Annotated in this window: 21 protein-coding genes and 1 tRNA gene; 9 read left to right on the top strand and 13 right to left on the bottom strand. The window is 71.1% G+C overall.

All coding sequences use genetic code 11. The features are described 5' to 3' along the window. Positions 1-42: 42 nt before the first annotated feature. On the top strand, positions 43-3,840 hold the full coding sequence (locus O7621_RS11980) for an RICIN domain-containing protein (RefSeq protein ID WP_282234027.1): 3,798 nt from the start codon (positions 43-45) through the stop codon (positions 3,838-3,840). A gap of 69 nt (positions 3,841-3,909) precedes the next feature. Here the strand turns inward: O7621_RS11980 and O7621_RS11975 are convergent. From O7621_RS11975 to O7621_RS11965, 3 genes are all read right to left on the bottom strand, one after another. Beyond that, positions 3,910-3,986 (bottom strand) — tRNA-Met (locus O7621_RS11975). Between the two features lie 148 nt (positions 3,987-4,134). Then, positions 4,135-7,137, bottom strand: coding sequence for a UPF0182 family protein (locus O7621_RS11970; protein WP_282234026.1), 3,003 nt, complete (start codon positions 7,135-7,137; stop codon positions 4,135-4,137). 109 nt (positions 7,138-7,246) lie between these two features. Beyond that, positions 7,247-8,272: a PDZ domain-containing protein gene (locus O7621_RS11965; protein ID WP_282234025.1), complete on the bottom strand. Its 1,026-nt coding sequence runs from the start codon at positions 8,270-8,272 to the stop codon at positions 7,247-7,249. Positions 8,273-8,376: 104 nt separating this feature from the next. Here O7621_RS11965 and O7621_RS11960 point away from each other — a divergent pair, with 104 nt between their 5' ends. Then, positions 8,377-9,642, top strand: a complete 1,266-nt coding sequence (locus O7621_RS11960) for a zinc-dependent metalloprotease (RefSeq protein ID WP_282234024.1) — start codon at positions 8,377-8,379, stop codon at positions 9,640-9,642. A gap of 31 nt (positions 9,643-9,673) precedes the next feature. Here O7621_RS11960 and O7621_RS11955 read toward each other — a convergent pair whose 3' ends face one another. Both O7621_RS11955 and O7621_RS11950 read right to left on the bottom strand, forming a co-directional pair. After that, a complete protein-coding gene (locus O7621_RS11955; protein WP_282234023.1) occupies positions 9,674-10,270 on the bottom strand; it encodes a hypothetical protein in 597 nt (198 codons plus the stop codon). Positions 10,271-10,326: 56 nt separating this feature from the next. After that, positions 10,327-10,857: a M48 family metallopeptidase gene (locus O7621_RS11950; RefSeq protein WP_278167200.1), complete on the bottom strand. Its 531-nt coding sequence runs from the start codon at positions 10,855-10,857 to the stop codon at positions 10,327-10,329. A 484-nt stretch (positions 10,858-11,341) separates the two neighbouring features. Between O7621_RS11950 and O7621_RS11945 the strand changes: the two genes are divergently transcribed. From O7621_RS11945 to O7621_RS11935, 3 genes are all read left to right on the top strand, one after another. After that, positions 11,342-11,509: a DUF5679 domain-containing protein gene (locus O7621_RS11945; RefSeq protein WP_233606684.1), complete on the top strand. Its 168-nt coding sequence runs from the start codon at positions 11,342-11,344 to the stop codon at positions 11,507-11,509. 257 nt (positions 11,510-11,766) lie between these two features. Continuing rightward, entirely contained in the window at positions 11,767-12,873 is a 1,107-nt protein-coding gene (locus tag O7621_RS11940; protein WP_282234022.1) for a hypothetical protein, read from the top strand. Between the two features lie 10 nt (positions 12,874-12,883). Further along, entirely contained in the window at positions 12,884-14,212 is a 1,329-nt protein-coding gene (locus O7621_RS11935) for an AarF/ABC1/UbiB kinase family protein (RefSeq protein ID WP_282234021.1), read from the top strand. 322 nt (positions 14,213-14,534) lie between these two features. Here O7621_RS11935 and O7621_RS11930 read toward each other — a convergent pair whose 3' ends face one another. The 3 genes from O7621_RS11930 to O7621_RS11920 form a co-directional block, all read right to left on the bottom strand. Further along, positions 14,535-14,939, bottom strand: a complete 405-nt coding sequence (locus O7621_RS11930; RefSeq protein WP_278167197.1) for a WhiB family transcriptional regulator — start codon at positions 14,937-14,939, stop codon at positions 14,535-14,537. Between the two features lie 138 nt (positions 14,940-15,077). Next, entirely contained in the window at positions 15,078-15,455 is a 378-nt protein-coding gene (locus tag O7621_RS11925; RefSeq protein WP_282234020.1) for a hypothetical protein, read from the bottom strand. 92 nt (positions 15,456-15,547) lie between these two features. Next, positions 15,548-17,752 (bottom strand): ATP-dependent DNA helicase UvrD2, encoded by a 2,205-nt coding sequence (locus O7621_RS11920; protein ID WP_282234558.1) that lies wholly within the window; start codon positions 17,750-17,752, stop codon positions 15,548-15,550. A 162-nt stretch (positions 17,753-17,914) separates the two neighbouring features. On the opposite strand from O7621_RS11920, the gene O7621_RS11915 reads away from it, so the two are divergent. The 4 genes from O7621_RS11915 (at position 17,915) to O7621_RS11900 (ending at position 20,229) form a co-directional block, all read left to right on the top strand. Then, positions 17,915-18,160: a mycoredoxin gene (locus O7621_RS11915; protein ID WP_282234019.1), complete on the top strand. Its 246-nt coding sequence runs from the start codon at positions 17,915-17,917 to the stop codon at positions 18,158-18,160. A gap of 161 nt (positions 18,161-18,321) precedes the next feature. Beyond that, on the top strand, positions 18,322-19,473 hold the full coding sequence (locus O7621_RS11910; protein WP_282234018.1) for a helix-turn-helix transcriptional regulator: 1,152 nt from the start codon (positions 18,322-18,324) through the stop codon (positions 19,471-19,473). Positions 19,474-19,518: 45 nt separating this feature from the next. Beyond that, on the top strand, positions 19,519-19,755 hold the full coding sequence (locus tag O7621_RS11905) for a DUF397 domain-containing protein (protein WP_278167193.1): 237 nt from the start codon (positions 19,519-19,521) through the stop codon (positions 19,753-19,755). Between the two features lie 234 nt (positions 19,756-19,989). After that, complete coding sequence (locus O7621_RS11900) at positions 19,990-20,229, top strand: hypothetical protein (RefSeq protein WP_282234017.1); 240 nt, start codon at positions 19,990-19,992, stop codon at positions 20,227-20,229. A 78-nt stretch (positions 20,230-20,307) separates the two neighbouring features. On the opposite strand, the gene nudC is transcribed toward O7621_RS11900, so the two are convergent. The 5 genes from nudC to O7621_RS11875 are packed head-to-tail and all read right to left on the bottom strand — an operon-like array spanning position 20,308 to position 25,246. After that, on the bottom strand, positions 20,308-21,321 hold the full coding sequence (gene nudC, locus O7621_RS11895; protein WP_282234557.1) for an NAD(+) diphosphatase: 1,014 nt from the start codon (positions 21,319-21,321) through the stop codon (positions 20,308-20,310). Then, positions 21,308-22,690 (bottom strand): pitrilysin family protein, encoded by a 1,383-nt coding sequence (locus O7621_RS11890; protein WP_282234016.1) that lies wholly within the window; start codon positions 22,688-22,690, stop codon positions 21,308-21,310. Before O7621_RS11890 ends, nudC begins: the two co-directional genes overlap by 14 nt. Next, positions 22,687-23,994 carry a pitrilysin family protein gene (locus O7621_RS11885; protein ID WP_282234015.1) on the bottom strand — a complete coding sequence of 436 codons (1,308 nt, stop codon included), beginning with the start codon at positions 23,992-23,994 and terminating at the stop codon, positions 22,687-22,689. The genes O7621_RS11890 and O7621_RS11885 overlap by 4 nt, the downstream gene beginning before the upstream one ends. 46 nt (positions 23,995-24,040) lie before the next feature. Then, entirely contained in the window at positions 24,041-24,988 is a 948-nt protein-coding gene (locus tag O7621_RS11880) for a hypothetical protein (RefSeq protein ID WP_282234014.1), read from the bottom strand. A gap of 60 nt (positions 24,989-25,048) precedes the next feature. Beyond that, positions 25,049-25,246 (bottom strand): hypothetical protein, encoded by a 198-nt coding sequence (locus O7621_RS11875; protein WP_278167188.1) that lies wholly within the window; start codon positions 25,244-25,246, stop codon positions 25,049-25,051. Between the last annotated feature and the right edge of the window lie 309 nt (positions 25,247-25,555).

Genomic DNA, 25,555 nt, shown 5'->3' with positions numbered 1-25,555 from the left:
ACACCCGCAGTCGACGAATGGTGAACATACACCCTGCTACTGATGACTCACGGGCAGTTGCCGGACAAGGCTGGCCGGGTGATGACACCCCGCTTGTTGCTAGCCGCCGCACTCGCGGCCGCGCTCTCCAGTCCGACATGGAGTCCACAGCTGATGGCGCAGGCCGGCACACCGGCGACCGCCACCGGTGCGACCACCGTCAGCGCCGCAGCGACCGCGATCGAGCCACAGTCGACCAGTCGCCCGGACCTCAGCATGTCCAACCGGGTCCGCGGCGGCGTCGACGGACTGCCCGACTGGTCGCGGGTGGGCTACCAGGGCGGACACCCGCTTCCCGGCGAGCACCTGATCACCGCCGACGCGGCCTGCCGCCTCGACCCGAGTCGCCTGGCCGGCGAGTTCGGCGTGGTCGCCGACGACGGCCTCGACGACACTGCCGGCCTGCAGGCCGCCATCGACCACGTCCGCGCCGCCTGCTCGCCGTCGGCCAACTTCCACAAGCTGTCACTGATCAACCTGCCGGCCGGCCGGATAGACGTGTCCCGGCAGATCTACGTCGACGCGAACTTCCTGACACTTCGTGGCCAGGGTTCCGGTGCCGGCGGCACCCAGGTGGTGTTCCGGCCGGACACCGACACCCGCTACGACACCCTCAGCACCGACGGTAGCCGTTGGGATCCGAACGGGATGAGCTACGGCAGCGGCAACGACATCGGCAAGGGCGGCTGGATCTGGCCGGGCCGGGCACTGTTCAAGGTGCAGACCCGCGAGGTAGCGAGCCGCTACCAGAACGAGTGGCAGTCGGCACCGACCAACCGTAAGGACCTGTTCGAGGGCTCCGTCAACCAGCACTGGGTCTCCGGGCAGAAGCTCGCCAGCCGCAGCGACGACCCGGGCTTCTCCGCCCGCTCCGGGCAGAGCGTCATCCACCTGGCCAGCAACACCAACATGTCGAAGTTCTCCCCCGGCGGCTACATCTGGGTCGGCGCAGCCAACAGCGTCAACTTCTACGAACAGCAGGGCGTCACCTACGCCGAACACGCCAGCATGATGGAGAACCTCCATATGCGACAGCAGATGTTCCGGGTGACCCGGGTGGACTCGTCAGCCAAGACGATCACCCTGGACCGACCACTGGAGTACGACCTACCGGTCGACTCGATCTCCGACGGCTCACCGCCGTTGCCGGCCGGGACAACGTTCGCCAGCAAGGTCACCCCGCTGACCGCGGTCGAGGGCGTCGGACTGGAGAACTTCGCCTTCACCCAGGAAATGACCGGGCTGCCCAAGCTCGGCGGCGGCACCTACGCCCTCGACCCGGCCGACGCGGTGCACAACTACGGCAACCTCGCCCCCGAGTACGCCATGAACGGGGTGCTGTTCAAATGGGCGGCCAACAGTTGGGTCCGTGGCCTCACCGGCACGATGACCGGATCCCACCCCATCGTCACCGAGGTCGCCCGCAACCTGCAGATCGAGGACAACACGTTCGACGGGGCCTGGAACAAGGGCAAGGGCGGCAACGGCTACCTGCGCGGCAGCCGCGTCTGGAACTCGCTGTACGCGTACAACACCAGCCGCAACCTGCGGCACTTCACCTTCCAGTGGTCGGCCAGCGGCAACGTGGTGTTCCGCAACGACTTCGACTCCGATCTGAACCTGCACGGCGGCTGGGAACGGTACAACCTGTTCGAGGACAACACCGTGCGGGTGCCGTACGAGCACAGTTCGGGCAGCTGCACCGCCAACTGCGGGGGCGAGGGCGGCCAGGTCGACGAGGGCACCTGGTATCCGATCTGGTGGGCGGCTGGACCCAAGGCGATCAAATGGTCCGGGTCGGCCGGACCGCAGAACGTCTTCTACCACAACGAACTGTCCAAGCAACTCACTCCCGGCGGTCCGTACACAACCTACGAGCCGTACTCGGTCACCGGCACCACCAACCCGTCCGAGACGGTATACCACTTCGGCTCCGACCCGGCCCACCCGCGCCAGTTCCGCCACCTCAGCGCAGCCGGGTCGGTGATCCCCGACTGGTCAGGCCGGGAAACCCTCGACTACACAAGCGGCCAAGGTGTCGTCGCCGTGACCGGGCACCGCCAACCATCACTGTTCCTGACCAATGTCGGGCAGCTCGACCCACGCTTCGAGGAGGTCCGCCAGGCGGCCACCTGGAACATGCAGGGCGCTGGCACGTCCGGCGGCTGGAGCGGCCAGGACGGCGAGTACGAGGACAAGTACGCCAACGGAGTCCTGCCGCTGGCCGTGACCGGCGGTGCCACGGTGATCGCCCTGCAGGAGGCCGGTGCACCACCGCCCAGTGCCGGGCCGCCGACCGACCACCAGCAGGCCGACTTCCAGCGGGCCAACGGGACGTTCCCACCGGTGCGGGAATATCGCCACGGCGGGACCGCCCGCCGCCCTCAGGGCTACCTCTACTGGCTGCACACGGACACCTCGGCGAACGGGCCGGGCCGGGTCAACCTGGCCATCGCCACCCGCAGCCAGGTGCCAGCGGACGGGATATTCGTGGTCGCCTCGCCGATGGGCGGCCGGCCGGCGCTGGGGGTCAACGTGGGCGGCACGGTCTTCTTCACCGTGCACGGCTTCTCCGGCAACGGAAACGACATGCCCGGTCTGCTAGGCGCGATCCGACAGCGGATGCTCACCGCCGGGCCGGGCAACCAGCCACTGGACTGGGTCGCGATGGGCGACTTCAACCGCGATCCGGACAGTCTGGCCAACGCCCTGCCCGCCGGGCAGTTCCGGGTGCACGCCCCGCCTTCACCGACCCACCCGACCGCAGATCCACAGCGGTACCTCGACTACGCGGTCGTACCGGACGCCGGCAACATACCCCGGATCACCGGCTCCGAGACTCTGTCACAGGTCCTGTTGTCGGATCATCTGCCGGCCCGGTTCCGGCTGGTCCTGGAAGCCGCCGCCGACCCGCCGGAACTCGTGGCGCAGCCAACCCCACCCGGAAACGCGGTGCTGCGCAACGCCGGCACCACCAACGTCGCCGACATCGACCCCTTCCGCATCGGCAACGCCATCCTCGACATACCGTTCCATTCGGGTTCCCAGCAGCCGTGGTGGTTGGACGAGAGCACGGAGTTCCCGTCCTACTACCGGCTGGTCCACCCGGTCACCCGCAACTTCATGGGCCAGGAGGGCGGGGCAGCGGACGCGTCGGTGGTGCAGTGGCCCCACGAGGCGGCGGATCAGCTCTGGCGGCCCGACTATCAGGGCGACGGCACGTGGACGTTGCGCAACATGGTCACCCGGCAGATGCTGACGGCGGTGCCCGGCGCACGCTCGGTCGCCGGGCGGGACTGGGACGGCTCTGCCGAGCAACGCTGGTTCTTCCAGACCACGCAGTCCATGTCCGACCTGCGGGAGATCAACCACTTCCCGCCGCTGCAGCAGACCGACCTGGTGGTCGACATCGCCGGCGGAGGCACCGCCAACGGCACACCGGCGATCCTGCACGCTGAGAACGACGGCGACAACCAGCGGTTCAGCGTCATTCCCGCCGGGCAGACCGACGGCCAGAACTGCTCCTATCTGGTCAACTCCGGCGGCTACCTGAGCGCCGCGCCGACCGGGGTGTCCGTCGACGGGGCGGCGGTGGCGCTGCACCACTTCCGGGGCAACACCGACGGCTACCTGTGGTGCGAGAGCCAGCAGTCGATGTCGATGACGCTGGCGAACCGTACCGTCGTGGCCGGGGTGCCACAGGACCTGTACCTGTCCGATCATGGTGTCGGCAATCAGCTCACGGTCGAACAGGGCGACCCGCAACTGATCCAGACGTGGCTGTGGGAGGCGGCAAGCTGATCACCGAGCTGGGCGGGAGTCCGGTACGCGAAACGGCCCGCCAGGGATTCCCTGGCGGGCCGTTCACCGTGGTAGCGGGGACAGGATTTGAACCTGCGACCTCTGGGTTATGAGCCCAGCGAGCTACCGAACTGCTCCACCCCGCGGCGATGAGTTAACCCTAGCGCATACCGTCAGCCCGCCGCAAAACGACCCCCGTACTGACCGACTGACCTCGGTGATCCCACCCTGGTCCACCCACAAAAGCGGACAAGTCGGGATCACCGAGGCCGGTTCGGCGTCAGTCAGTTGGCGTCAGCCGGTCGGTGACGGGTCGGCACTCGGTGACGGGTTGGTGGACGGCGGCTGGGCACCACCCACCCCGGCCGCCTGCTGCGCCGCCTGGAACGCCGTCATCGCGGCGTCCAGCCGGGCCAGCGCCTCCCCGTACCGCTGGAAGTCACCGGCCGCCTGCGCGGCGCGGGCCTCGTCGATCGCGGCGCTGACCTCGGCGGCGGCCGCCTGCAGCTCCGGGGTCACCAGGCCGGGGTCGACCGGGGTCGACGGCGTCGGACTCGGGGTGCCGCCGGGCTCCTCGCCCTCACCCTCACCCTCGCCTTCGCCCTCTGGCGGGGTCGTCGGCGCACCACCCGCCTCCGCCTGCTCGATCAGCTGCCGGATGCCGTCCTGCACGCTGTTGGCCAGCACCACGTACGAGCCGCCGTCACCGTAGGAAAGCAGCACCCGCTGCAGCAGCGGGTACGCGTTGGTCTGGTTGCTCTTCACGTAGACCGGCTCGACGTAGAGCATGCCGTTTCCGAACGGCAGCGACAGCAGGTTGCCGTACTGCACCTGCGCCTGGTTCGACGACAGCAGGTTCAGCTGCTGACGGATGGCCGCGTTGTTGGTCATCCGCTGGTGCACCTGCACCGGGCCGGAGATCGCCGTCTGGTCGGGCAACTCCAGCACCTGCAGCTGCGGTTGCCCGTCGACGTACGACCCGGAGATCAGCGCGGCCAGGTTCTGCCGGCCGGCCGGGGTCACCGCCGAGGTCAGCTGGAACCGTGGCTCGTCCTGCTCCGGCAGCTGGGTCATCAGGTAGTACGGCGGCTGCTTGACCCCGCTGTCCGGCGAGTCCGGGACGTTCGGCACCTCCCAGAAGTCCTGCCCGGAGAAGAACTCGGCCGGGTTGGTGACGTGGTAGCGGGCCAGCAGGTTGCGCTGCACCTTGAACAGGTCCGCCGGGTAGCGGAAGTGGTCGACCAGCTCCTGCGGCGTCTCCGCCTTCGGGATGACCAGGTCACCGCCGAACGCCGCGTTCCACGCCTTGAGCACCGGGTCGTTCTCGTCGAACTCGTAGAGCCGGACGGTGCCGTCGTACGCGTCGACGGTGGCCTTGACCGAGTTGCGGATGTAGTTGACGTTCTCCCGGGCCAGCACGAAGGTGCCCTGGCCGGTCAGCTCGTCGGCGGTCTCCGCCTGCAGATTCACCCGCTCTGAGTACGGGTACGTCGCCGAGGTGGTGTAGCCGTCGACGATCCACTGGATCCGGCCGTCGACCACCGCGGGGTACGGGTCGCCGTCCATGGTCAGGAACGGGGCGACCTTCTCCACCCGGTCCCGTGGGTTGCGGATGTACAGCAGCTTGGAGTTCTCGTTGACCGCCTCGGAGAGCAGGAAGTTGGTCTCCTGCTCCTTGATCGCGTACAGCAGTTTGCGGCCGAACGAACCGACGTCGACCCCGCCGGTGCCGGTGTAGGTGTAGTACTGCTCGCCGCCGCTGGAGGTCGGCCGATCAAACTCGACGTTGCTGTCGCCGGGCGAGCCGACGATGGCGTAGTCGGTGCCGTCCATCTGCTCGCCGTAGTAGATCCGCGGCTGCTCGACCGGAATCTCCTCAGTGGCCGAGGAGCACTGCTCCTGGGCCTGGTCGCCGAGGAAGCCGGAGACGAAGTACGGCTGCCCGCCGCAGACCACCCGGTTGGCCGGCGCGCCGACCATGCCGTACCCGTGGGTGAAGACGGTGTGCCGGTTCAGCCAGTTGCTCTGCTGTTCGGTCAGCTCGCCGTAGTTGATCTCCCGCATGCCGACGACGTAGTCCTGCCTCTCGTCGTCGATGGTGTAGCGGTCGATGTCCAGCTTGGTGCCGAAGTCGTAGAAGCCACGCACCTGCTGCAGCTGGGTGTATGTCTCGGAGACCAGCTGCGGGTCGAGCAGCCGGATGTTGGGCACCACCGCGGTGTCGGTGGCCAGGCTCTCCGGCGGGGTCAGGTTCGTCGCCGGGTACGGCGTCTGCTGGCTGATGTCCAGCCCGAACGCGTCCCGGGTGGCGACGATGCCCCGTTCGATGTACGCCGATTCCTTGTCCCGCAGGCTCGGGTTGACCTCGAAGGTCTGCACCGCCCACGGGTAGATGCCGCCGATCGCCACGGCGGAGATGCCGAGCAGCGCCAGCGAGATGCCCGGCCAGACCAGGTTACGCATCACCGCGTTGGAGAACACGATGATCGCGATCGCCACCACGATCGAGATGTACGCCAGGATCTCCTTCGCCGGCAGCAGCGCGTTGATGTCGGCATAGCCGGCACCGTAGATGCGTGCCTGCTCGTTGTACTCCAGCAGCATGCCGCGCCGGTCCAGCACGTACGCGACCGCCTTGAGCAGTACGAAGACGGCGACCAGGGTGGTCAGGTGGGCCCGTGCGGCGGTGGTCATCCGGTCGCCGATGCCCTGCAGCCGTACACCGCCGTAGAGGTAGTGCACGGCGAGCGCGCCGATCACCGACAGCACCACGGCGGTGAACGCCAGGCCGAGCAGGTAGCGCAGGAACGGGTACTCGAAGACGTAGAAGCCGATGTCGATGCCGAACTCCGGGTCGGTGACGCCGAACTCCTGGGAGTTGCGGAACAGCAGCCACTGGCTCCACCGGTTCTGCGCGGACAGCCCGGCGAAGACACCGACCAGCGCCGCGGCCGCGGTGATCCAGATGCCGATCCGGGGGCTGAGCAGCATCCGGTAGCGCTCCAGGCTGACCTGTTCCGGCGAGTGCGGTCGCAGCGCCGGCCGCAGCCGGTACGCCAACCACAGGTTGGCCGCGACCACCAGTGCCATGGCCAGGCCAACCGCCGCGAACAGCAGCAGCCGGGTGAACAGCACGCCGGTGAAGACCTGGGTGTAGTCGACCTCCTCGAACCACAACCAGTCGGTCCATGCGTTCACCCCCCAGCCGAGCAGGGTGAACAGAAGGAAGATCCCGATGAGTACGCCGACGGTGACCCGGCCACGTCGGCTCATTCCGGGCATTGGGCTGCTACGCATGACCACGACTAGCTACTCCGCACGTTGGTGTGATCCGCTGGGCGATCAGGCACCAAGACTACGGGGTGTGTCCACCTCAAGGCCGGTTGAGGTGGACCTGACCGGGGTGTCAGTCGCTGCCGCAGAGCGTCGGCTTCTCGCCGGTACGCAGCCGGGCCAGCGTGTCGAGCGCCTCGTCGAGGGTGGCCACCCGCAGCAGCGGCAGGTCGGGTACGGCGTTCGCGACCGCTTCGGCGCAGTTGGCCTGCGGGACGAGGAAGGCGACCGCACCTGCTTCCTTGGCGCCGACCAGCTTCTGCGGGATACCGCCGATCGCGCCGACGTTGCCCTCGTTGTCGATGGTCCCGGTCCCCGCGATGATCTTGCCGCCGGTGAGGTCCTCGGGTTCGAGCTTGTCGATGATGCCGAGGGCGAACATCAGCCCGGCGCTCGGCCCGCCGATCTCGTCGAGGTCGATGGTCAGCTCGAATGGCCTGGGCTGCTCCTCGGTGATCTCGATGCCGATCCGGGGTGGGCCGCCGTCGCTGGCCCGGGTGGTGATCTCGGCGGTGGCCGACTGGCCGTCGCGGGTGTATCCGATGGTAAGCGTGCTGCCTTCCGGCTCGGCCCGGATCAGCTCGGTCAGCTGGGTCGCCGAGCTGACCGGCGTGCCGTCGACCGAGGTGATCACGTCGTCGACGTCGAGCAGCCCGACCGACGCCCCGTCCGGGGTGACCGCCCTCACCAGCACCTGCACCGGGTAGCCGAGCTGGCGCAGCGCCGCGGTCTCGGCGCTGGTCTGCGACGCCGCGAAGTCCTCGGCGTTGCGCTCCTCGACCTCTTCCTGGGTCTGCCCTGGCGGGTAGATCACCTCGTACGGCACCACCGCTTCGGCGTCGCTGAACCAACCGGCGACCGCCTCCCGCAGCCCCACGTTGGGGCGCACGCCGACGGTGGTGAGCCGCAGCTGCCCGGCCGAGGTCGAGGTGTCGGTTCCGGTGATCTGGATGACGTCCGCACCGTCGTCGGTGCCGAGTGTGTCGACCGTCGGGCCGGGGCCCAGCACCACGTACGGGACCGGTGCGGCGAGCACGGCATAGGCGAGCAGTGCGGTGAGCAACGCGCCGAGGATGACCGTGACACCGCGACGTCTCATGCGCCTGAGCGTACCGACTGCAGTCGGGCCTGTGACGCGGAGCTTCGCGCTCAGCGCAACGCACCGGCGGCGTTGCGGCCGGTGGCCCGCGTACCGTGGAGGGCGTGCCTGATATTCCGTTCGGCTTCCAGCTCCCCGGCGGCCAGCCTCCGGACCCCAATGACCCACGGCAGATGCAGCAGTTCATGGCTCAGCTGCAGCAGCTGCTCGCCGCCCCGGGCAGCGGTCCCGTGAACTGGGACCTGGCCCGGCAGGTGGCGGCCAGCCAACTCGCCGCCGAGGGTGACCCGTCGGTCAACCCGCACGAGTGGCACACCGTCGAGGAGTCGCTGCGCGTCGCCGATCTCTGGCTTGAGTCGTCGTCGACGTTCCCGTCCGGGACCCGCACGTCGGCGGCGTGGAACCGCAACGAGTGGATCTACCGGACGCTCGACGTGTGGCGCAAGCTCTGCGACCCGGTGGCCGGTCGGATGGTCGGCGCGATGGGCGACCTCGTTCCGCCGGAGGCCCGCAGCCAGCTCGGCCCGATGCACGCCATGATGACCACTCTCGGCGGGGCCCTGTTCGGCGGTCAGCTAGGCCAGGCGCTCGGCTCGCTCGCCACCGAGGTGCTGTCGGCGAGCGACATCGGGCTGCCGCTGGGCCCGGCCGGCACCGCCGCGCTGCTGCCGGCCAACATTCGGGCGTACGGATCCGGCCTGGAGCTGCCCGAGGAGGAGGTCCGGCTGTACGTGGCGCTGCGGGAGGCGGCTCATCAGCGTCTCTTCGAGCATGTGTCATGGTTGCGGGGCCACGTGCTGGCCGCAGTGGAGACCTACGCGTCCGGGATCACCGTAAATCGGGAGGCGATCGAGAACGCCCTCGGCCGGGTCGACCCGATGAATCCGGAGTCGATGCAGGAGATCGCCATGGAGGGGATCTTCACTCCGGAGGACACCCCCGCCCAGCAGGCATCGTTGGCCCGGATCGAGACGGTCCTGGCGCTGATCGAGGGCTGGGTGAGTCACGTCGTCGACAGCGCCGCCGGGGACCGGCTGCCGAACATCGTGAAGCTGGCCGAGGCGTTCCGGCGTCGGCGGGCGGCCGGCGGGCCGGCGGAGCAGACCTTCGCCGCCCTGGTCGGGCTGGAGTTGCGGCCCCGCCGGCTGCGCGAGGCGGCCGCGCTGTGGGCCGCGCTGGACGCCCACCGTGGGGTCGACGGCCGGGACGCGCTGTGGAGCCACCCCGACCTGCTGCCATCGGACGACGACTTCGCTGACCCGGAAACGTTCGCCCAGGCGAAGACCGACTTCGACCTCGGTGACATCGACTTCGGCGGCGACCCGCCGGAGCCGCCGCAGCCGGAGCCGCCGGCCGACGGGCCCCGCTGACCGACCGGCCCGGTTGACCGACCGGCCCGGTTCAGCCGGCGGTCAGCAGTGCACGGGTGGTCTCCCAGCCTTCGACGGCCGGGTTCAGGGCCGCCAGGTCCGCCGGGCCGCGCAGCCGACGCCAGGGTGGCGTGACCGCCACCTGCCCCGGGTGCGGTGCCGCCGCCCGCACGGCCTGCGGATCGGCGGCGAGGTCCAGCGGCGGCAACCAGCTCGGCGCGGGCAGTTGGGCCGCCACGCCGAGCAGTCCCCCGCCGTCACCGCCGGCCGGTGCCACCGCCACCGGCCGGGTGGTGACCGGCCGCAGCAGCTTGCCGATCAGCAGGCCGGGCAGGTCCGGCGCGTCGGCGGCGAGCACCGCAGCCTGGTCGTAGCCGTCTGCTGCGGCGGCGGCCAGCGCCGCGTTGACCGAGATCTCCGGCAGCTGGTGGATCGGCATGTCGGGCCAGGCGATCGACCTGGCCAACGGCAGGTCGGCTGCGGCCGCGGCGATCGCCGGTTCCACCTGGCTCAGGGTGGCCAGCAGGTCGACCAGGTCCTCGGCCAGAGCGGCCCGCCAGGTGGCGGGGTCGGTGCCGGGCGGGGACCAGTCGACCGGGTGCAGGAGGATGACCACGGCGCGGCGCATCTGACCCACTCTAGCGGCGGCGCACTCGGCAGGGTCGGCGCACTCGGCAGGGTCGGTCAGTCGGCCAGGACGAAGCCGCTGGCCGCCGCCACTCCTTCCAGATAGCCGCGGGCCCGTTCCGCCTTGGGGTAGCGGCCGACGAGCTCCCAGAACCGGGCGTTGTGGCTCGGTACGACTAGGTGCGCCAACTCGTGCAGCAGGACGTAGTCGATGACCCAGTCCGGCATTTCCTGGATCCGGTGGGATATCCGGATGGTCCGGTCCGCCGGGGTGCACGACCCCCAGCGGCTGTTCTGGTTGGTCACCCACCGGACGCTCGCCGGGACCACGACCCGGGCGTGTTCCGGCAGGTAGCGGTCGACCAGCCGGCGGGCCCGGCCGATCAACTCACTGTCCGACCGGCGGAGGCGTTCCTCGCGGGCCGCAAGCCGGGCGAGCATCCGGTCCACCCATTCGGTCTCCTCGGCCCGGGAGAACTGGTCCGGGATCAGGATTACGACGCGTTCGCCCTCCCGGTACGCGGACACCGTCCGGCGTCGGCGCTGGCTGCGCCGCACCTCGACGACCGGCTTACGCGCCCCTGCCATCAGCGGCCCGCGCAGCCCCGGGTTTCGCTCACGATGGCACGCTAATCCGTACTGACCAGGGGAACGCAAGAGGCAATACGGCGTAGCGAGGGTGAATCACCCCTTTTGGGGCCGATTGTCGCGAAAAAAGTTACCCACTCGACCGCCGTACGTCGCGCCCGAGCCGCTCAGGGTCACCGTAGGCGATCACGAAGAAGTTTTCACCTCCACCCCCCGGCCCACGATCGCCTGCGGATCTTCTCCCGGCGTGTCACTGCGAATCTGACTTATCCGATCTATTGCGGCATGCACACTCTCGACGTCGACTTACTCACAGTGTCGGTGAATTGTTGACATGGAACCGCCCAGTCCTGGGTAGGGTCCGCGGACCGGCGGTCAACAGTGGCCGCGGAGAAAATCCCAGCGCGCGGCGCCGCCGACGGTCGCCGCGAGCGGGTGCACGCCGGGTCTGCAACCACCCGGCGAGGAGACGAGGAGGGGCACCGTGGCCGACCAGGCCCAGACCTACAACGGTTACTGCGTGAAGTGCAAGGAGAAGCGCGATTTCGAGGGCACCGTCGAGGTGTCGAAGACCGGCATGAACATGGCCAAGGGCAAGTGCCCGGTCTGCGGCACAACAGTCAACCGGATCTTGGGCAAAGCCAAGGTCTGACTCGCGGCGCTGCGTCGAAGGGGCGGCTACGGCCGCCCCTTCGACGCGTGGCCGGCCCCGCCCGACGGCCCACTACTAGGCACCCGACCAACATCGAGTGGTACACCGATCTACGCTGCGTCATGTCCGAGCCGCGACACCACCCCGACAGGGCTGTGGAAAACTCGCCGGAACCTGTGGATAACCGAGGATGTGCGGGGCACAGGCTGTGGATAACGAACCAACGAGCGTTCCGTTACGGTGACAGTCTGTTGTTCATGCCCACCAACCCCCTGCTCAGGCCGACTTTGTTGCCCGGCCTGGCCCGCCTCTGGCGGGACCGCGCCACCCTGCAGCTCGGCTCGGATCCGGCGCACGCCGTACTGCTCGACCTCACCGACCCGGCACAGTCCCGGCTGCTCGACCTTCTCGACGGCAGCCGGTCGACCCGCGCTGTACTGGACCACGCCGCCCGGCTCGGCCTCCCAGCCGACCAGGCCCGGCATCTGCTGGACATGCTGATCGCCCGGGGCCTGATCGTCGGCGCGCACACTCTGCTGCCAGCGAACCTGCCGGAGCACGCCCGGCACCGGTTGACCCCCGAGGCGACCGCCCTGGCGCTGCGCCGCGACGAGCTTCCCGGCACCCCGGCGCAGATCCTGCGACGACGTGCCGCCGCCCGGATCGTGCTGACCGGCCGGGGCCGGCTGGCCCGGCCGCTGGCCGTCGCGGTGGCCGAGGCGGGGATCGGCCACGTAGCCATCGACCTGACCGGTACGCGCGATGCCCGCGACGCCGTCGCCACCGCCGTCAGCCGGGCCGTCCCGGGAGTCGAGACCCGCCCGGTACGACGCGGCCAGGCCACCCTGACGGTGCTGCTCGGCGCCGACCGGCCGGCCAACCTGCTCGCCGCGAGCTACGCCCGGCACCGGCAGGCCCACCTGCTCGTCGACATCCGGGACCGGACGCCGGTGGTCGGCCCGCTCGTGCCGCCGACCGGTACCCCCTGCCTGAACTGCTTGGACCTGCACCGTCGGGACCGGGATCCGGGCTGGCCGCAGCTGGCGTCCCAGTTGTGCGCGATCGGCCCGGCGACGATCTGCGACTCGGCGACCCTGCTGGCCGCGGTGAGTGTCGGGACGGCCGAGATCCTGGCGTTCGTCGACGGTGGGAGCCCGGAGACGATCGGGACGGCGATCGAGGTGCACGCCCCGGCCCGGCTGCGGCGCCGGGCCTGGCCGGCCCACCAGGGTTGCCACTGCCACCGGCGCCGGCCGCGCCGCTGCACACCGGTGCGGAGCCCCGCCGATGGCGTGGGCCACATGCAGGGGGCCGGTGGCATGAGCCACGCTCAGGGAGGGGTCACGGTACGCGATCGTCGGTAACAATGGCCAGGTGACCGAAATCCCGCGCTGGGCCGTGTCCAGGACCGCCAAACTCGCCGCGCTGCCGATCGGCTTCGCCGGCCGCACCGTCCTGGGGCTGGGCAAGCGGGTCACCGGGCTCGCCTCCGACGTGATCTCCACCGAGATCCAGGAACGCACCGCCGAGCAGCTGTTCAGCGTACTCGGGCAGCTCAAGGGTGGTGCGATGAAGGCGGGACAGGCGCTGTCGGTGTTCGAGGCGGCGCTGCCGGAGGAGCTCGCCGCCCCGTACCGCCAGGCTTTGACCAAGCTGCAGGAGGCCGCTCCGTCGTTGCCCGCCGGATCGGTGCACAAGGTGCTGGCCGAGCAGCTCGGCGCCGACTGGCGGGAACGGTTCGTCGAGTTCGACGACCGGCCGGCCGCCGCGGCCAGCATCGGCCAGGTTCACCGGGCGGTGTGGCGCGACGGCTCCGCGGCGGGGCGGCCGGTGGCGGTCAAGGTGCAGTATCCGGGGGCCGGCGACGCCCTGCTCGCCGACTTCAAGCAGTTGTCCCGGCTGAGCACCATGTTCCGGGCTATCCAGCCCGGACTGGACATCAAGCCGCTGCTCAGCGAGCTACGGGACCGGCTGGCCGAGGAGCTGGACTACGAGCTGGAGGCGGAGTCGCAGCGGGCGTTCGCCGTCGCGTACGCCGACGACGACCAGATCATGGTGCCGGCGGTGCTCGCCGCCGCGCCCCGGGTGCTGGTCAGCGAGTGGATCGACGGCGTCCCGCTTTCAAAGATCATTTCTTCCGGTACGGCGGACCAACGCGACCGGGCCGGGCTTCTGATGGCGGTGCTGCACTTCTCCGCGCCGGCTCGGGCCGGGCTGCTGCATGCCGACCCGCATCCGGGCAACTTCCGACTGCTCGACGACGGCCGGCTCGGCGTGGTCGACTTCGGCGCCGTGGCCCGGCTGCCCGGCGGGCATCCCGAGCCGATCGGCCGGCTGGTCCGGCTGGCGCTCGACGGGGACTCCGACGCGGTGGTGGCCGGGCTGCGCGACGAGGGTTTCATCAAACCGGACGACCCGATCGACGCCCCGGCGGTGCTCGACTTCCTGCTGCCGATGCTGGCGCCGCTGGCGGCCGAGGAGTTCCAGTTCACCCGGCAGTGGCTGCGCGACGAGGCGGCCCGGTTGGCCAACCCGAAGTCACCGGCGTACCAGCTGAGCAGGCATCTCAACCTGCCGCCGGCCTATCTGTTGATCCACCGGGTGACGCTCGGCTCGATCGGGGTGCTCAGCCAGCTGGAGGCCCGGGCCCGGTACCGGGACGTGGTGCGGCGCTGGCTGCCGGGTTTCGCCCCGGCCCGCTGACCGCACGGACGGCCGGAGCCGTGGTCAGACCCTGATGGCCTGGTAGACGGATGGTGCCCGGTCCCCGCTGTGTTCAGCGGGGACCGGGCTCGGTCAGCGCCCGCTCAGGCTGCGGGCCCAGAGGTGCCGGGCCTGCATGGCGACGGTGCGGGCGGATCGGGGTGCCTCAGTACGCGCGGTGCCGAACTGAGGCGGTTGCATTCGCGCCCGGGAGAGCGCTTCGTGGAGCAAGTGCATGACGGTTTCTCCTGTGATGGTCGGTGCTGCGGTGTGGGTTGTCTGTGCCGGCGCCCGGCCGGTGGTCGACGTGATTCGATGCATGTCAGGCCGCCAGCCGGACGGTGCCGCGGGAGCCGGCGACCCCGTTGGCCGCCATGCGTGCCTCGACCTCGCCCCGCAGGGCGGCGTCGCGGGCCAGGTCCTCCTTGCGTGGCCGGCCCCGGGGCCGCTTGCGCGGCACGACCGCACCCCGCTCGAAGATCTCGCCGCCCCAGACGCCCCACGGCTCGGCCCGCTCGATCGCCCCGGCGAGGCACTCCACCCGCAGCGGGCAGTCCACGCAGAGCGACTTGGCCAGCTCCAGCTCCGTCGGGGAGTCGGAGAACCACAGGTCAGGGTCGAACTTCCGGCACGGCAGCTCCGCCACGACGTCCGGCTGGCCCGTTGCGGCCGGCCGGCACCCCGGCTGGTAGTCGCTGCGGTCGAGAGTGGCAAACGCCAGACTCATCGCCCGGTCACCTCTTTCTTTCGTTTCGATCTCGTGGATCGCTTCCGACTTGCTCGTACCTGTGCGGCGGCAAAAACTAAGGCCGCGGATCCCGGTTGCGGGTTCCGCGGCCTCGAGGTGAGCCGGTGTGGTCTGGTGTCAGACCGGCCTTCCTCGAGGTGGAACACCGCGGGCAGCATCCATGAACGGCTTCTTGGCCGCCGGGATGGTGGTGCGAACGCTGCCTTCGGAGCTGCTGGTGCCATTGGTCGCCGCGACTACGGACGCACCCCGGAGCCGGACCCAGCCCTGATCGACGCCAGCCCACCCGGTGACCGTGCGGTGCTGCCCGGTCGGACCGGCGGGCACCGTCGTCGGCACGGCGAGCCGGAGCCGGTGGCTCTGCTCGACCTGGATCTGGATCTGGTGCGCCCCTGCCGAGTGACCGATGGGCGCGACGGCGGCCAGATAGCCACCGACCGTCGGAGCGCAGGCAGCGGTCAGCGTCAACGGCACGGAAGTCTCGTAGCTCAGCACCGTCGTCACCTCCTGCCTGGACTCGTCACGGAAAACCCTCCACCCCGGCGGAGCAGCGAGAACGCCCACTGCTCGCGAGGTGTGACCTGAGGCTAAGCCTCTTGCGACGCCGGGGGCAAACCATTTTCCGGGTCGGATTCCGAACTTTTTTGCCACTCAAGATCATCTACGGCCGCGCCGCCCACCAGAGCGTGCACCGACGGACCGTAGAGCCCCAGCTTGCGGGGACCGATCCCGGCGATCGCCAGCAGCTCAGCGTCGCTGCCGGGCCGCCGCTCAGCGATCGCCAACAGGGTCGCGTCGGTGAACACCACGTACGCCGGCACCCGCTGCTCGCCGGAGACCCGCGACCGCCATGCCCGCAGCCGGTCCAGCAGCTCCTCGTCCAGATCCGACGGACAGGTGGCGCACCGGCCCAGCTTGCGGTCGACGCCGGCCAGCAACGTGGTCCCACAGACCCGGCAGGAGACCGGCTGGCCGCGGCGGCGATCGCCGGAGCGGCCCGCCCCCGGGCCGCCGCGCTGAGCACCGCCGGCACCACCGCCCGAGCGGTCCAGCTGCGGCAGGAACCGGCAGGGCCGGCGGGCCCGCCCGCCCGGCGACCGAGCGGCACCATAGGACAGCCACAGCCACTGCCGGGCCCGGGTCACCCCGACGTAGAGCAGCCGGCGCTCCTCCTCCAGCTGCTCGGCGGTGCGGGCGTACGTGGTGGGCAGCGTCCCGTCGGCGAGCCCGACCAGGAAGACCGCATCCCACTCCAGGCCCTTGGCCGAGTGCAGCGACGCGAGGGTGACCCCGGCGACCGTCGGCACGTGCTGCGCCGCCGCCCGCCGCTGCAGCTCCGCGCAGAAGTCGGCGAGCGGGACCGGACGTTCGCTGACCGCCGCCTCCCCCACCGGCACCAGCACCGGCTGGGCGCCGAACTCCTCGGCCAACTGGACCAGCGCGGCGAGCGCCTCCCAGCGTTCCCGCGCCGCCCCGCCGGGCGGCGGCTGGTCCGGGGTCCAACCCACCGCAGCGAGCCCGGCGGTGACCGCCTCGGCCAACGGAGTCTCCCCGGGCGTCGACCGGACCGCCGAGCGCAGCGCCACCATCGCCTGCCGGATCTCGGCGCGTTCGAAGAACCGCTCCGCGCCCTGCACCACGTACGGCACCGCCGCCTCGGCGAGAGCCTTCTCGTACGCCTCGGACTGGGCGTTGGTCCGGAACAGCACGGCGATCTCGGCGGCCGGCGTACCCGCCGCGAGCAGCTCGGCGCAGCGCGCCGCGACCGCCGCCGCCTCGGCCGGCTCGTCGGTGAAGATCCGCACGTCCGGCTCCGGACCGGGCTCACGCTGGCCGACCAGCTCCAGCCGCAGCCGGGCCTCGGTGCCCCGGGCCTGTTTGATCACCGTGTTGGCCAGCCCCACCACCTGCGGCGTCGACCGGTAGTCGCGGACCAGTCGGACCACCACCGCCGCCCGGCGCCGACGGGCGAAGTCGACCAGGTACGCCGACGTGGCCCCGGTGAACGAGTAGATCGTCTGACTCGCGTCGCCGACCACGGTCAGGTCGTCCCGCTCCCCCAGCCAGGCGTCGAGCAACCGCTGCTGCAACGGGTTCACGTCCTGGTACTCGTCCACCACGAAGTGCCGGTACTGGGCCCGGACCTGCTCGGCGACGTCCGGGTGCTCCTCGATGCCCCAGATCGCCGCCCGCAGCACGTCCTCGAAGTCGATCACGCCGTTGCCGCGCTTGATCTGCTCGTACCCGGCGTACACCTCGGCCACCTTGGCCGGCTCGTGCGGTGTCTCCCGCAGCGCCTTCGCCGCCGCGACGGCGTACTCGGACGGCTCCACCATCGACGACTTCGCCCACTCGATCTCACCGGCCAGGTCCCGGGCGGCGGCCCGGTCGGTGCGCACCCCGACCCGACCGGCGGCGAGGGTGACCAGCCGGACCTTGCTGTCCAGCAGCTCCGGCATCTCCCGGCCGCCGAGCAGCCGGGGCGCGAAGTAGCGGACCTGGCGCAGCGCCGCAGCGTGGAACGTCCGTGCCTGCACCCCGCCCACGTCCAGCGCGCCGAGGCGGGCCCGCATCTCGGCGGCGGCCCGCGCGGTGAAGGTGACCGCCAGCACGTGCCGGGCGGCGATCTCGCCGGAGAGCACCCGGTAGGCGATCCGGCTGGTGATCGCCCGGGTCTTCCCGGTGCCGGCGCCGGCCAGGATGCAGACCGGCACGGCCGGAGCGGTCACCGCCGTACGCTGCTCCGGGTCCAGCCCGGCGAGCACTCGGCCTGGTCCTGCGTCTGAGTTGATGTCGGCCGCCACGGGTAGGAATCATCGCAGCCTCGCCCGACGTTGCACCGGCTAGCCCGGGTGCCGCCCGGGCCGGAACTACTGTGCCCTGGGCGCCGCCCGGGGCCGGCGACCCGGCGGGCGAGCGCCCGCCGTGGCCCGACGACCGCGGAGGACCTGCTGATGTTGACCATGTATTCGACCAGTTGGTGTGGTTACTGTCACCGGCTCAAGTCGCAGTTCGACCGGGAACGGATTCCGTACGAGGTGGTCGACATCGAGCAGGACACCGAGGCGGCGGCGTACGTGATGGGGGTCAACGGCGGCAATCAGACGGTTCCGACGGTCCGTTTCCCGGACGGTTCGGCATTGACGAATCCGAGTATCGTTCAGGTTCGGCAGCGGCTCAGCGAGCTCGCGGCGAGCTGAGTCGCACTCACGGTCCGTCCGCCGCCGTGCACAACGTCGCATTTGGCTAACACGCCCACCAGAGGACCCCACCGAGGCAGCAATCGGGCCATACTGTTTCGGGCCGTGACCCACATCGCCGCGACATTGGCGGTCACCAAACGGATCGGGGGTGGTTTCCGGTGCAGCCCGAGGAGCCCGAGCAGCCCATACCGAGCCCGAACCTGCGTCGTCGTCGTCTCGGCGGCGAGCTGAGGCGGCTGCGGGAACACGCCGGACTGACCGGTGAGCAGGTGATCGAACGGGTGAAGTGGGCGTCCGCGTCCAAGCTCTCCCGGCTCGAGAACGGGCGCAGCCGGCCGGGGGTCGGCGACGTGATGGACCTGCTCGACCTGTACGGCGTGACCGGCACCGAACGCGACGATCTGGTCGGCATCGCCCGCGACGCCGGCAACACCAGGGCCTTTCTGAACTCGTACGCGGTGATGACCAGCCTCCAACGGGCGTACGCCGAGTTGGAGGCTGGTTGCACCGAGATCCAGGAGTACGGCGCGGTGATCATCCCGGGCCTGTTGCAGACCTCCGCCTACGCGAAGGTGCGCATCCTCTCGGCGCGTCCGTTGGTGGAGATGGTCGACGAGCGGACCGCCGGACGCCGGACGATCCTGCAGAAGGCGACCAACCACCGGACCGCCAACCAGAAGCGCAACGCCGACGACCCGGACACCGAGGTCGCGGCCCGGCAGTCCCGGCAGTCGATGCTGCTGCGTGGCAACGGGGCACCGAAGTACACCGCGGTGCTGGAGGAGGCGGCGGTCAGCCTGCGCTGCGGCCCGCCCGACGTGATGGTGGCGCAGCTGAAGCATCTGCTCACCATGGCGCAGCTGCCCAACGTCACCCTGCGGGTGCTGCCCCCCAACGCCACGGTGGCCTCCTGGTACCTGTCGGAGACCGCGTTCTCGATCTACCACTTCGCCGACCCGGAGGACCTGAGCGCGGTGGCGATCGAGACGCTCGCCGCCGACATGATCGTCAACGACGTGCCGGTGCTCGAACGGTACGGCCAGGTCTTCGACTGGCTCTGCGAGGCCGCCCGCAGCCCGCAGGAGTCGATCGACTGGCTCAGCGACGCCATCGCCCGGCACGTCGCCGCCGGCGCCACCGAGCTCGACTCCGTGCCCGACGGCACCGCCCCCTCCTCCGCCACCACCCCTGCCCCGCTGTCCCCGCCCACCGCGGGCGGGGCAGGTCCCGGCCGACCGGCCGGGCCGCCGATCCAGCGTGGACCGCACGAGCGGACCACGCGCCGGACCGACCAGGCGATCCCGGACTGACTGACGGTCCACCCGCCCGGTCCGCTTGACCAGCAAGGAGCAGGAATGAACCCAGCAGATCAGTCCAGCGTGCGCGTCCCCGGTCCGACCCCGCCCGCCTGGCGCAAGAGCAGCCGCAGCCAGAGCACCAACTGCGTCGAGGTCGGGGCGATCGCGGGTCATCGCGCACCGGTGCTGATGCGCGACAGCAAGGACCGCAGCGGGCCGGTGCTGTCGTTCGACCGCACCACCTGGCGGGACTTCATCGACAGCGCCAAGGACGGCGAGTTCGACCTGGTCTGACCCGCCGGCACCGGACGGCAGGTCGAGCCGGGTGGCCAGTGCCACCCCGACCCGGCTCGACCCCGGCACCGCCTCCACCGAACGGACATCAGGATCGATCCGTTCGTCAGGTTTGACCGGCCACCACAACGGGTTCTCCTCCTGCGGAGACAACCGATGGAATTCCCAGCAGGAGCCTGTCCGACCTGAGCCATCGGCCGTCCTACCCAGGTCACCGGTTGCTCGGAGTCGTTCATGCGATACCTGATCGTCCGCACGGAGATCCGCGCGGTGGCACACGACGAACTCATCGCCGCGGTCCGCACCGGCCAACGCATTCGCGACGAGCGGACCGCACCCGAGCCGCGCCGGCAGACGGTCTGCGCGGAGAACCTCGAAGCGGCCCTGCACCTGGCCCGTGCACTGTCCACCGTCGGTTCGGTCCGCTCCGGCCGGCAACGGGTGAAGGTAGTGCCAGTCCCGCCCATCGGCTGACCGGCACAGACCCGCCCGGCGCCCCCCCGGCGCGCACCCGACCACGGCACCACACCCCGGCGGAGTCCGGCTCAGCGGTCACCGGCCAAGATCCGGCGCGGTCCCCGCCACCCAGCTGCGGATCAGGAAAGCGGCAATCGACGCCGGTGGCGCGAGCCGGACCCGGTACCCGTCGCCGGAATCGAGCCGCTCACCCGCCAGCCCGGCGGCGACCTCGGCCCGGGTGAACCAGCGCGTCCGGATTATCTCCTCCGGGTCCGGCCGCAGCCGCTGCTCCGGGTCGACCCGGCCCAGGTAGCCCAGCATCAAAGTGCCCGGGAACGGCCAGGACTGGCTGCCGACGTACCGCATCGCGGTCAGCGTCAGACCCACTTCCTCGGCCACCTCGCGGGTGACCGCCGATTCGGCCGACTCGCCGGGTTCCACGAACCCGGCCAGACAGGAGTAGAGCCGGCTGGACCCGTCCCCACGCCGGGCGTGGTGGTTGGCCAGCAGGCACCGCCCGTCCGGGCCGGAACCGCCGTCAGTCAACAGCATGATCACCGCCGGATCGGTCCGAGGCCAGCTCCGCGTACCGGTGTCGTCGACGCGCGACCAGCCACCATCGGTCGCCCGGGTCGGCAGACCGGACGCCGCCGAGTAGCGGTGCCGGGCGTGCCAGCTGACCATCGCCGCGGCGGTGGTGAACAGCCCGGCGTCGCGGTCCGACAGCAGATGGCCGACCTCCCGGACAGTCACCGACCGCAGCTCCGGCTCAGCTACCGACGACACCGCCACGGACGACGGTGGTACGGCGTCGACCGCGAAGACCGGGGTGCCGTCATCGACCGTACCGATGAAAATGCGGTCGTGGACCGCGACGGCGGGTGCCTGGTCCGGACGCACCAGCACCAGGGCGGTCCCGTCGGCGCCGTCGCGCACCAGCGCCCGGCCACCCGCCGCGCCGTCCACCACCAGCACCAGCGAACGTGGCCAGGCCTGCGTCAACCACTGCGGATCCCGGCGGTACGGCGCCGCCCGGTCCATCGCGGCGCGGGCCAGCGGCGGCTGCGTACCAGCGGGCGGTCCGACGGAAATGTCACCCGGCGGCATCGGGGACTGCCGCACCAGGCCCGACTACGCCGGTGACCGACGCGTCGGACGTTTCGACCTCGGTCAACGCGGCGACCGGACCGGCGATCCGCGCCACGTCGCCGAGCACCACCCCCATCGTCAGCGCCGGTGCCAGGTAGCGGGTCGCGGCGGCCGCCACCTCGTCGCGGGTCGCCGAGGCAAGTCGCGCGGTGTGCTCGGCGAGAAACTCCAACGGCAGGCCGAACCCGGCGTAGGTGCTGGCCAGCCCGGCCAACCCGGCCTGCGTCGACATGCCCAGCTGCAGGCTGCCGACCGCGTACTGCCGGGCCTGTTCGAGCTCGTCGGCGTCGGGCGGCAGCACCGCGAGTCGGCCCAGCTCGTACAGGGTCTCCAGCAACGCGGGCGCGGTCACCTCGGTCGCCACGTCGGCGGCGAGCATCAGCGCCGATCCGGCCACCGAGTGTTCGACCATCGAGTACGGGCCGTAGCTGTAGCCCTTGTCCTCGCGGATGTTCTCCACCCAGCGGGACGAGAAGTAGCCGCCGAACACCATGTTGGCCAGTTGCAGGGCGGCGTGGTCCGGGTGCCGCCGGTCCACCGCCGGCAAGGCGATCCGCATCGACGACTGAACCGACCCGGGCCGGTCGACCAGCAGCAACGGGGCCGGACGCGGCGCGGGTGCCGCCGGCAGCGTCAACTGCCGGCCACCGGCCGGCCAGCCACCGAGCACCTGCTCGGCGGTGTCCAACGCCCTGGCCGGTGACACGTCGCCGACCAGCACCAGGTGCGCCCCGGTCGGCCGGACCCGGTCGGCGTGCAGAGCGCGCAGCCCGGCCGGACGGACGGAGCGGACCTGGTCCACCCCGGGCACCGATTCGGCGTACGGGTGCCGGCCGTACATCCGCCGGGACAGCGCGGCGCGGGCCAGGTGCGCCGGCTGGCTCAGCGCCACCTGGATCCGGTCGGTCAGCCGGGCCCGCTCGATGGCCACCTCGTCGGCCGGGTACGTCGCCCCGGTCAGCACCTCGCCGAGCAGTTCGAGCATCCGCCGCAGCCCGGTGACCAGCCCGGCACCGGCGACCAGCAGCCGGTCGGCGTCCACCCCGGCGGACAGACCGCCGCCGACCGCCTGCAGCTCGGCGGCCAACTCCACGCCGGACCGGTCGACGGTGCCGGAGAACAGGGTCTGCGACAGCACCGTCGCCCTGGCCAGCGGGGCCCGCGCGAACGGCACCCAGAGCCGGATCTCCACCAGCGGCACCGACGGCCGGCGGATGGCGATCACCCGCAGCCCGTTGTCCAGCGTCCGCTCGGCCACCTTGGGCAACGGCGGTCGACGGGTCGGTCCGAGCGGCGGCAACGGCCGCCGGGTGGGGGCGGCGGTCACTGGGCTCCTCCGGGGACGACCTCGATCGTGGCACGCCGGTGCGGGCGCAGGGTGGCGGCGGCCGCACGGACCTGTGCCTCGGTGACCGTGCCGAGCATCCGCGGCAACTCGTTGAGCAGCTCGGGGGTGCCCCGCTGCTGCTCCAGCACCGCCATCCGCAGCCCTCGGCCGAGCACCGCGTCGGTGTCGCGCAGCAGGTGGGTCGCCATCCGGGCCTGTACCCGGGCCAGTTCGCCCCGGGCGAAGCCGTCGACGGCGAGCCGGTCGAGCTCCTCGTCGACCGCGCCGAGCACCTTGTCGACGTCGCCGCCGGGCGGCAGGTGCGCCTGCAGGACCAACGCCGACGGGTCCCGTACGTCGAACGGCTCCCCCTCGAACGACAGGTAGCCGCCGAGGCCGGTCACCGTACGGTCGCCACGCACCAGCCGCTCCACCAGCCGGGCCGCGTCACCGTCGGTGAGCACCTCGGCGAGCACCACGTACGGCAGGTAGCCGGCCAGGTCGTCGACCGGGTCCGGCACCCGCCAGGCGGCGGCCACCGCCGGCAGCGGCGCCAGCGGATCGGGGTACGCGGTACGTCGCTCGGTGGTCAGGTCCGGCTCGGCGAAGCTGGGACGGGCCGGCGCCGGCCGGGCCGGGACGTCCCCGAAGTGCCGCTCGATCAGGCCGGTCGCGGTGGTGACGTCGAAGTCACCGGCGACGGCGAGCACCGCGTTGCCGCTGGCGTAGTAGCGGGTGAAGAACTCGGCCGCCTCCCCGACGGTGGCGCTGTCCAGATCGGCGAAGGAACCGTAGCCGTCGTGCGCGTTGGGGAAGGTGTCGAACAGCACCGGCGGCAGCCGCAGCCAGGGAAACCCGCCGTACGGCCGGTTGAGCACGTTGACCCGGATCTCCTCCTTGACCACGTCCACCTGGTTGCGCAGATTCTCCTCGGTCAACTGCGGACCGCGCATCCGGTCGGCCTCCAGGAACAGCGCCCGCTCCAACGCGTTGCTCGGCAGCACCTCGTAGTAGTCGGTGTAGTCCAGGTGGGTGCTGCCGTTGAAGGTGCCGCCGGAGCCCTGCACATGGCGGAAGTGCGCCAGCTTCTCGAGGTTCGCCGAACCCTGGAACATCAGATGCTCGAACAGATGCGCGAACCCGGTACGCCCCGGTGGTTCGGACCGGATCCCGACGTCGTAGACGACCGCGACGCCGACCACCGGCGCGCTGCGGTCGGGCGCCAGGACCACCCGCAGGCCGTTGGGGAGGGTGAACCGCTCCACCGGGTACGCGGTCGCCGGGATCCGCACTGTACGCGCCACGCACCGACCCTAACCTGTCGTCGACAGTCCTCGGCGCACCGCCGGATCATTCGACGCGTACGGATGCGTACAGGTCGTCGACCACCCAGTCGAGCTGGCGGTGGGTGCCGGGAATGGAGACGAACAGCACTGCGGCGGTCGGGCGTCCGACGTCGATACAGGCGACCGCCACCAGTTCGTCGGTGGCCTGCAGGCCGGGCTGGGTGAAGTGCAGCCGGAACACCGTGAGCCAGGCGGGTCGCCCACCGATCGGGGTCCGCTCGTCGCGGATCAGGTCCATCCGGTTGGGCTGCGGGTAGTACTCGGCACGGACGTCGGCGGCCACCTGCCGGCCGACGCACTCCAGGTCGAGGGAGAGCGCGTCGTTGTCGGCGGCCGGTACGGCGGCGGACAGGATCGAGGCGTGGTAGTCGCTGAACCCGTTGTAGTCCGCCTCGGTCACAAAGTGCTGTCCCACTTTGTACGGCACCTGCAGCGCCCCGGCGTTCCACACCGTCGACCACGGCCGCCACGGTTCGCCGTACTCGGTGTACGAGATGCCGGCGTCCGGGTCGACGGTGCGCGGCCCGGACGGTTCGGGCAGCGCGGGAGCCGGCGTCGGGTCGGCCGGCGAGGGTTGCCCGCCCGGTCCTGCACTGGGGCCGGGGCAGAGCTGGGCCAGCGGCGGCCGGACATCCGGTGGCGGGTCCGGGCTGCCGAACGGGTCCGGGTTGCCGCTGAGCACCAGCGCCAGCACGGCGACCAGTCCACCGGCGAGCACCACGGCGGCGGCACCGCCGAACCACCACAGTCGTACCCCGTCCCGGCCGCCGCGCCGTGGGTCGGTCGGCGGTGGCCCCGACCCCCCGGCACCCGGGCCGGTCGGCGGCCCGGTGGGCGGGCCCGCACCGGCACCGGCTGCCGGGTACGGGCGGCCAGACCGGGTGACCGGCCCGGCGGACCAGTCCACGGCGGTCCCGGACGTTGACCGGTCAGACGGCAGCGGAGCAGACATCTCTCCAAGTGAAGCACTTGACGGCGGGAAAACCGGCAGCGCCCCGTCCGGTCCGGTGGGTCAGCGCGGGGCCGCTTCGATGTCGGTGGACCGTACCGGCGGGTCGGGTGCGTGCAGTTCGACGACGACCGGCCCGGCGCCAGCGGTCGGACCGGTGTACCAGGGAGTGACGACAGAGGCCAGGGCCAGCAGCACGCCGAGCATCGCGACGCCGACGACGAGCAGGATCTCCCTCGTCGCGCTGGTCTCGGCTGTCATCTCCACCCGACCTCTCTGCCCGGGGCGTCCCGGCGGCCGTGTGTCGTCCGCCACGCAAAGGATCCCGGCGGCGGGCGCGACGTGCAGTCAGCCATCGGACGAAAAGCGTGGATGTCTCGCGGATGCCGCCGCCCGTACGGACGACCCTGCTCATCCATACGGGCGTCACCGTCCGTCGACACCGGCGGCTCCGCTAGAACGTACGGCCGGCCGCGACGACAAAGGGACGTCGGACGGCGCGGCCACCGGCTCCGTCGCAGGCGTCAACCGGCCGGGCACCGGGTAGAGGGACCCGCGTACCTGTCGGCA

The sequence above is a fragment of the Solwaraspora sp. WMMD937 genome, from assembly GCF_029581175.1.
Lineage (GTDB): Bacteria > Actinomycetota > Actinomycetes > Mycobacteriales > Micromonosporaceae > Micromonospora_E.
The sequence above is the reverse complement of the archived record's forward strand: the minus strand, read 5'-3'. Positions and strand labels throughout refer to the sequence as shown.

Bases quoted from the DNA above. Each gene is read 5' to 3' on its own strand.
- O7621_RS11980 (WP_282234027.1), top strand. From the start codon at position 43: ATGACTCACGGGCAGTTGCCGGACAAGGCTGGCCGGGTGATGACACCC.
- O7621_RS11970 (WP_282234026.1), bottom strand. From the start codon at position 7,137: ATGCGTAGCAGCCCAATGCCCGGAATGAGCCGACGTGGCCGGGTCACC.
- O7621_RS11965 (WP_282234025.1), bottom strand. From the start codon at position 8,272: ATGAGACGTCGCGGTGTCACGGTCATCCTCGGCGCGTTGCTCACCGCA.
- O7621_RS11955 (WP_282234023.1), bottom strand. From the start codon at position 10,270: ATGCGCCGCGCCGTGGTCATCCTCCTGCACCCGGTCGACTGGTCCCCG.
- O7621_RS11950 (WP_278167200.1), bottom strand. From the start codon at position 10,857: ATGGCAGGGGCGCGTAAGCCGGTCGTCGAGGTGCGGCGCAGCCAGCGC.
- O7621_RS11940 (WP_282234022.1), top strand. From the start codon at position 11,767: ATGCCCACCAACCCCCTGCTCAGGCCGACTTTGTTGCCCGGCCTGGCC.
- O7621_RS11930 (WP_278167197.1), bottom strand. From the start codon at position 14,939: ATGAGTCTGGCGTTTGCCACTCTCGACCGCAGCGACTACCAGCCGGGG.
- O7621_RS11915 (WP_282234019.1), top strand. From the start codon at position 17,915: ATGTTGACCATGTATTCGACCAGTTGGTGTGGTTACTGTCACCGGCTC.
- O7621_RS11905 (WP_278167193.1), top strand. From the start codon at position 19,519: ATGAACCCAGCAGATCAGTCCAGCGTGCGCGTCCCCGGTCCGACCCCG.
- O7621_RS11900 (WP_282234017.1), top strand. From the start codon at position 19,990: ATGCGATACCTGATCGTCCGCACGGAGATCCGCGCGGTGGCACACGAC.
- nudC (WP_282234557.1), bottom strand. From the start codon at position 21,321: ATGCCGCCGGGTGACATTTCCGTCGGACCGCCCGCTGGTACGCAGCCG.
- O7621_RS11880 (WP_282234014.1), bottom strand. From the start codon at position 24,988: ATGTCTGCTCCGCTGCCGTCTGACCGGTCAACGTCCGGGACCGCCGTG.
- O7621_RS11875 (WP_278167188.1), bottom strand. From the start codon at position 25,246: ATGACAGCCGAGACCAGCGCGACGAGGGAGATCCTGCTCGTCGTCGGC.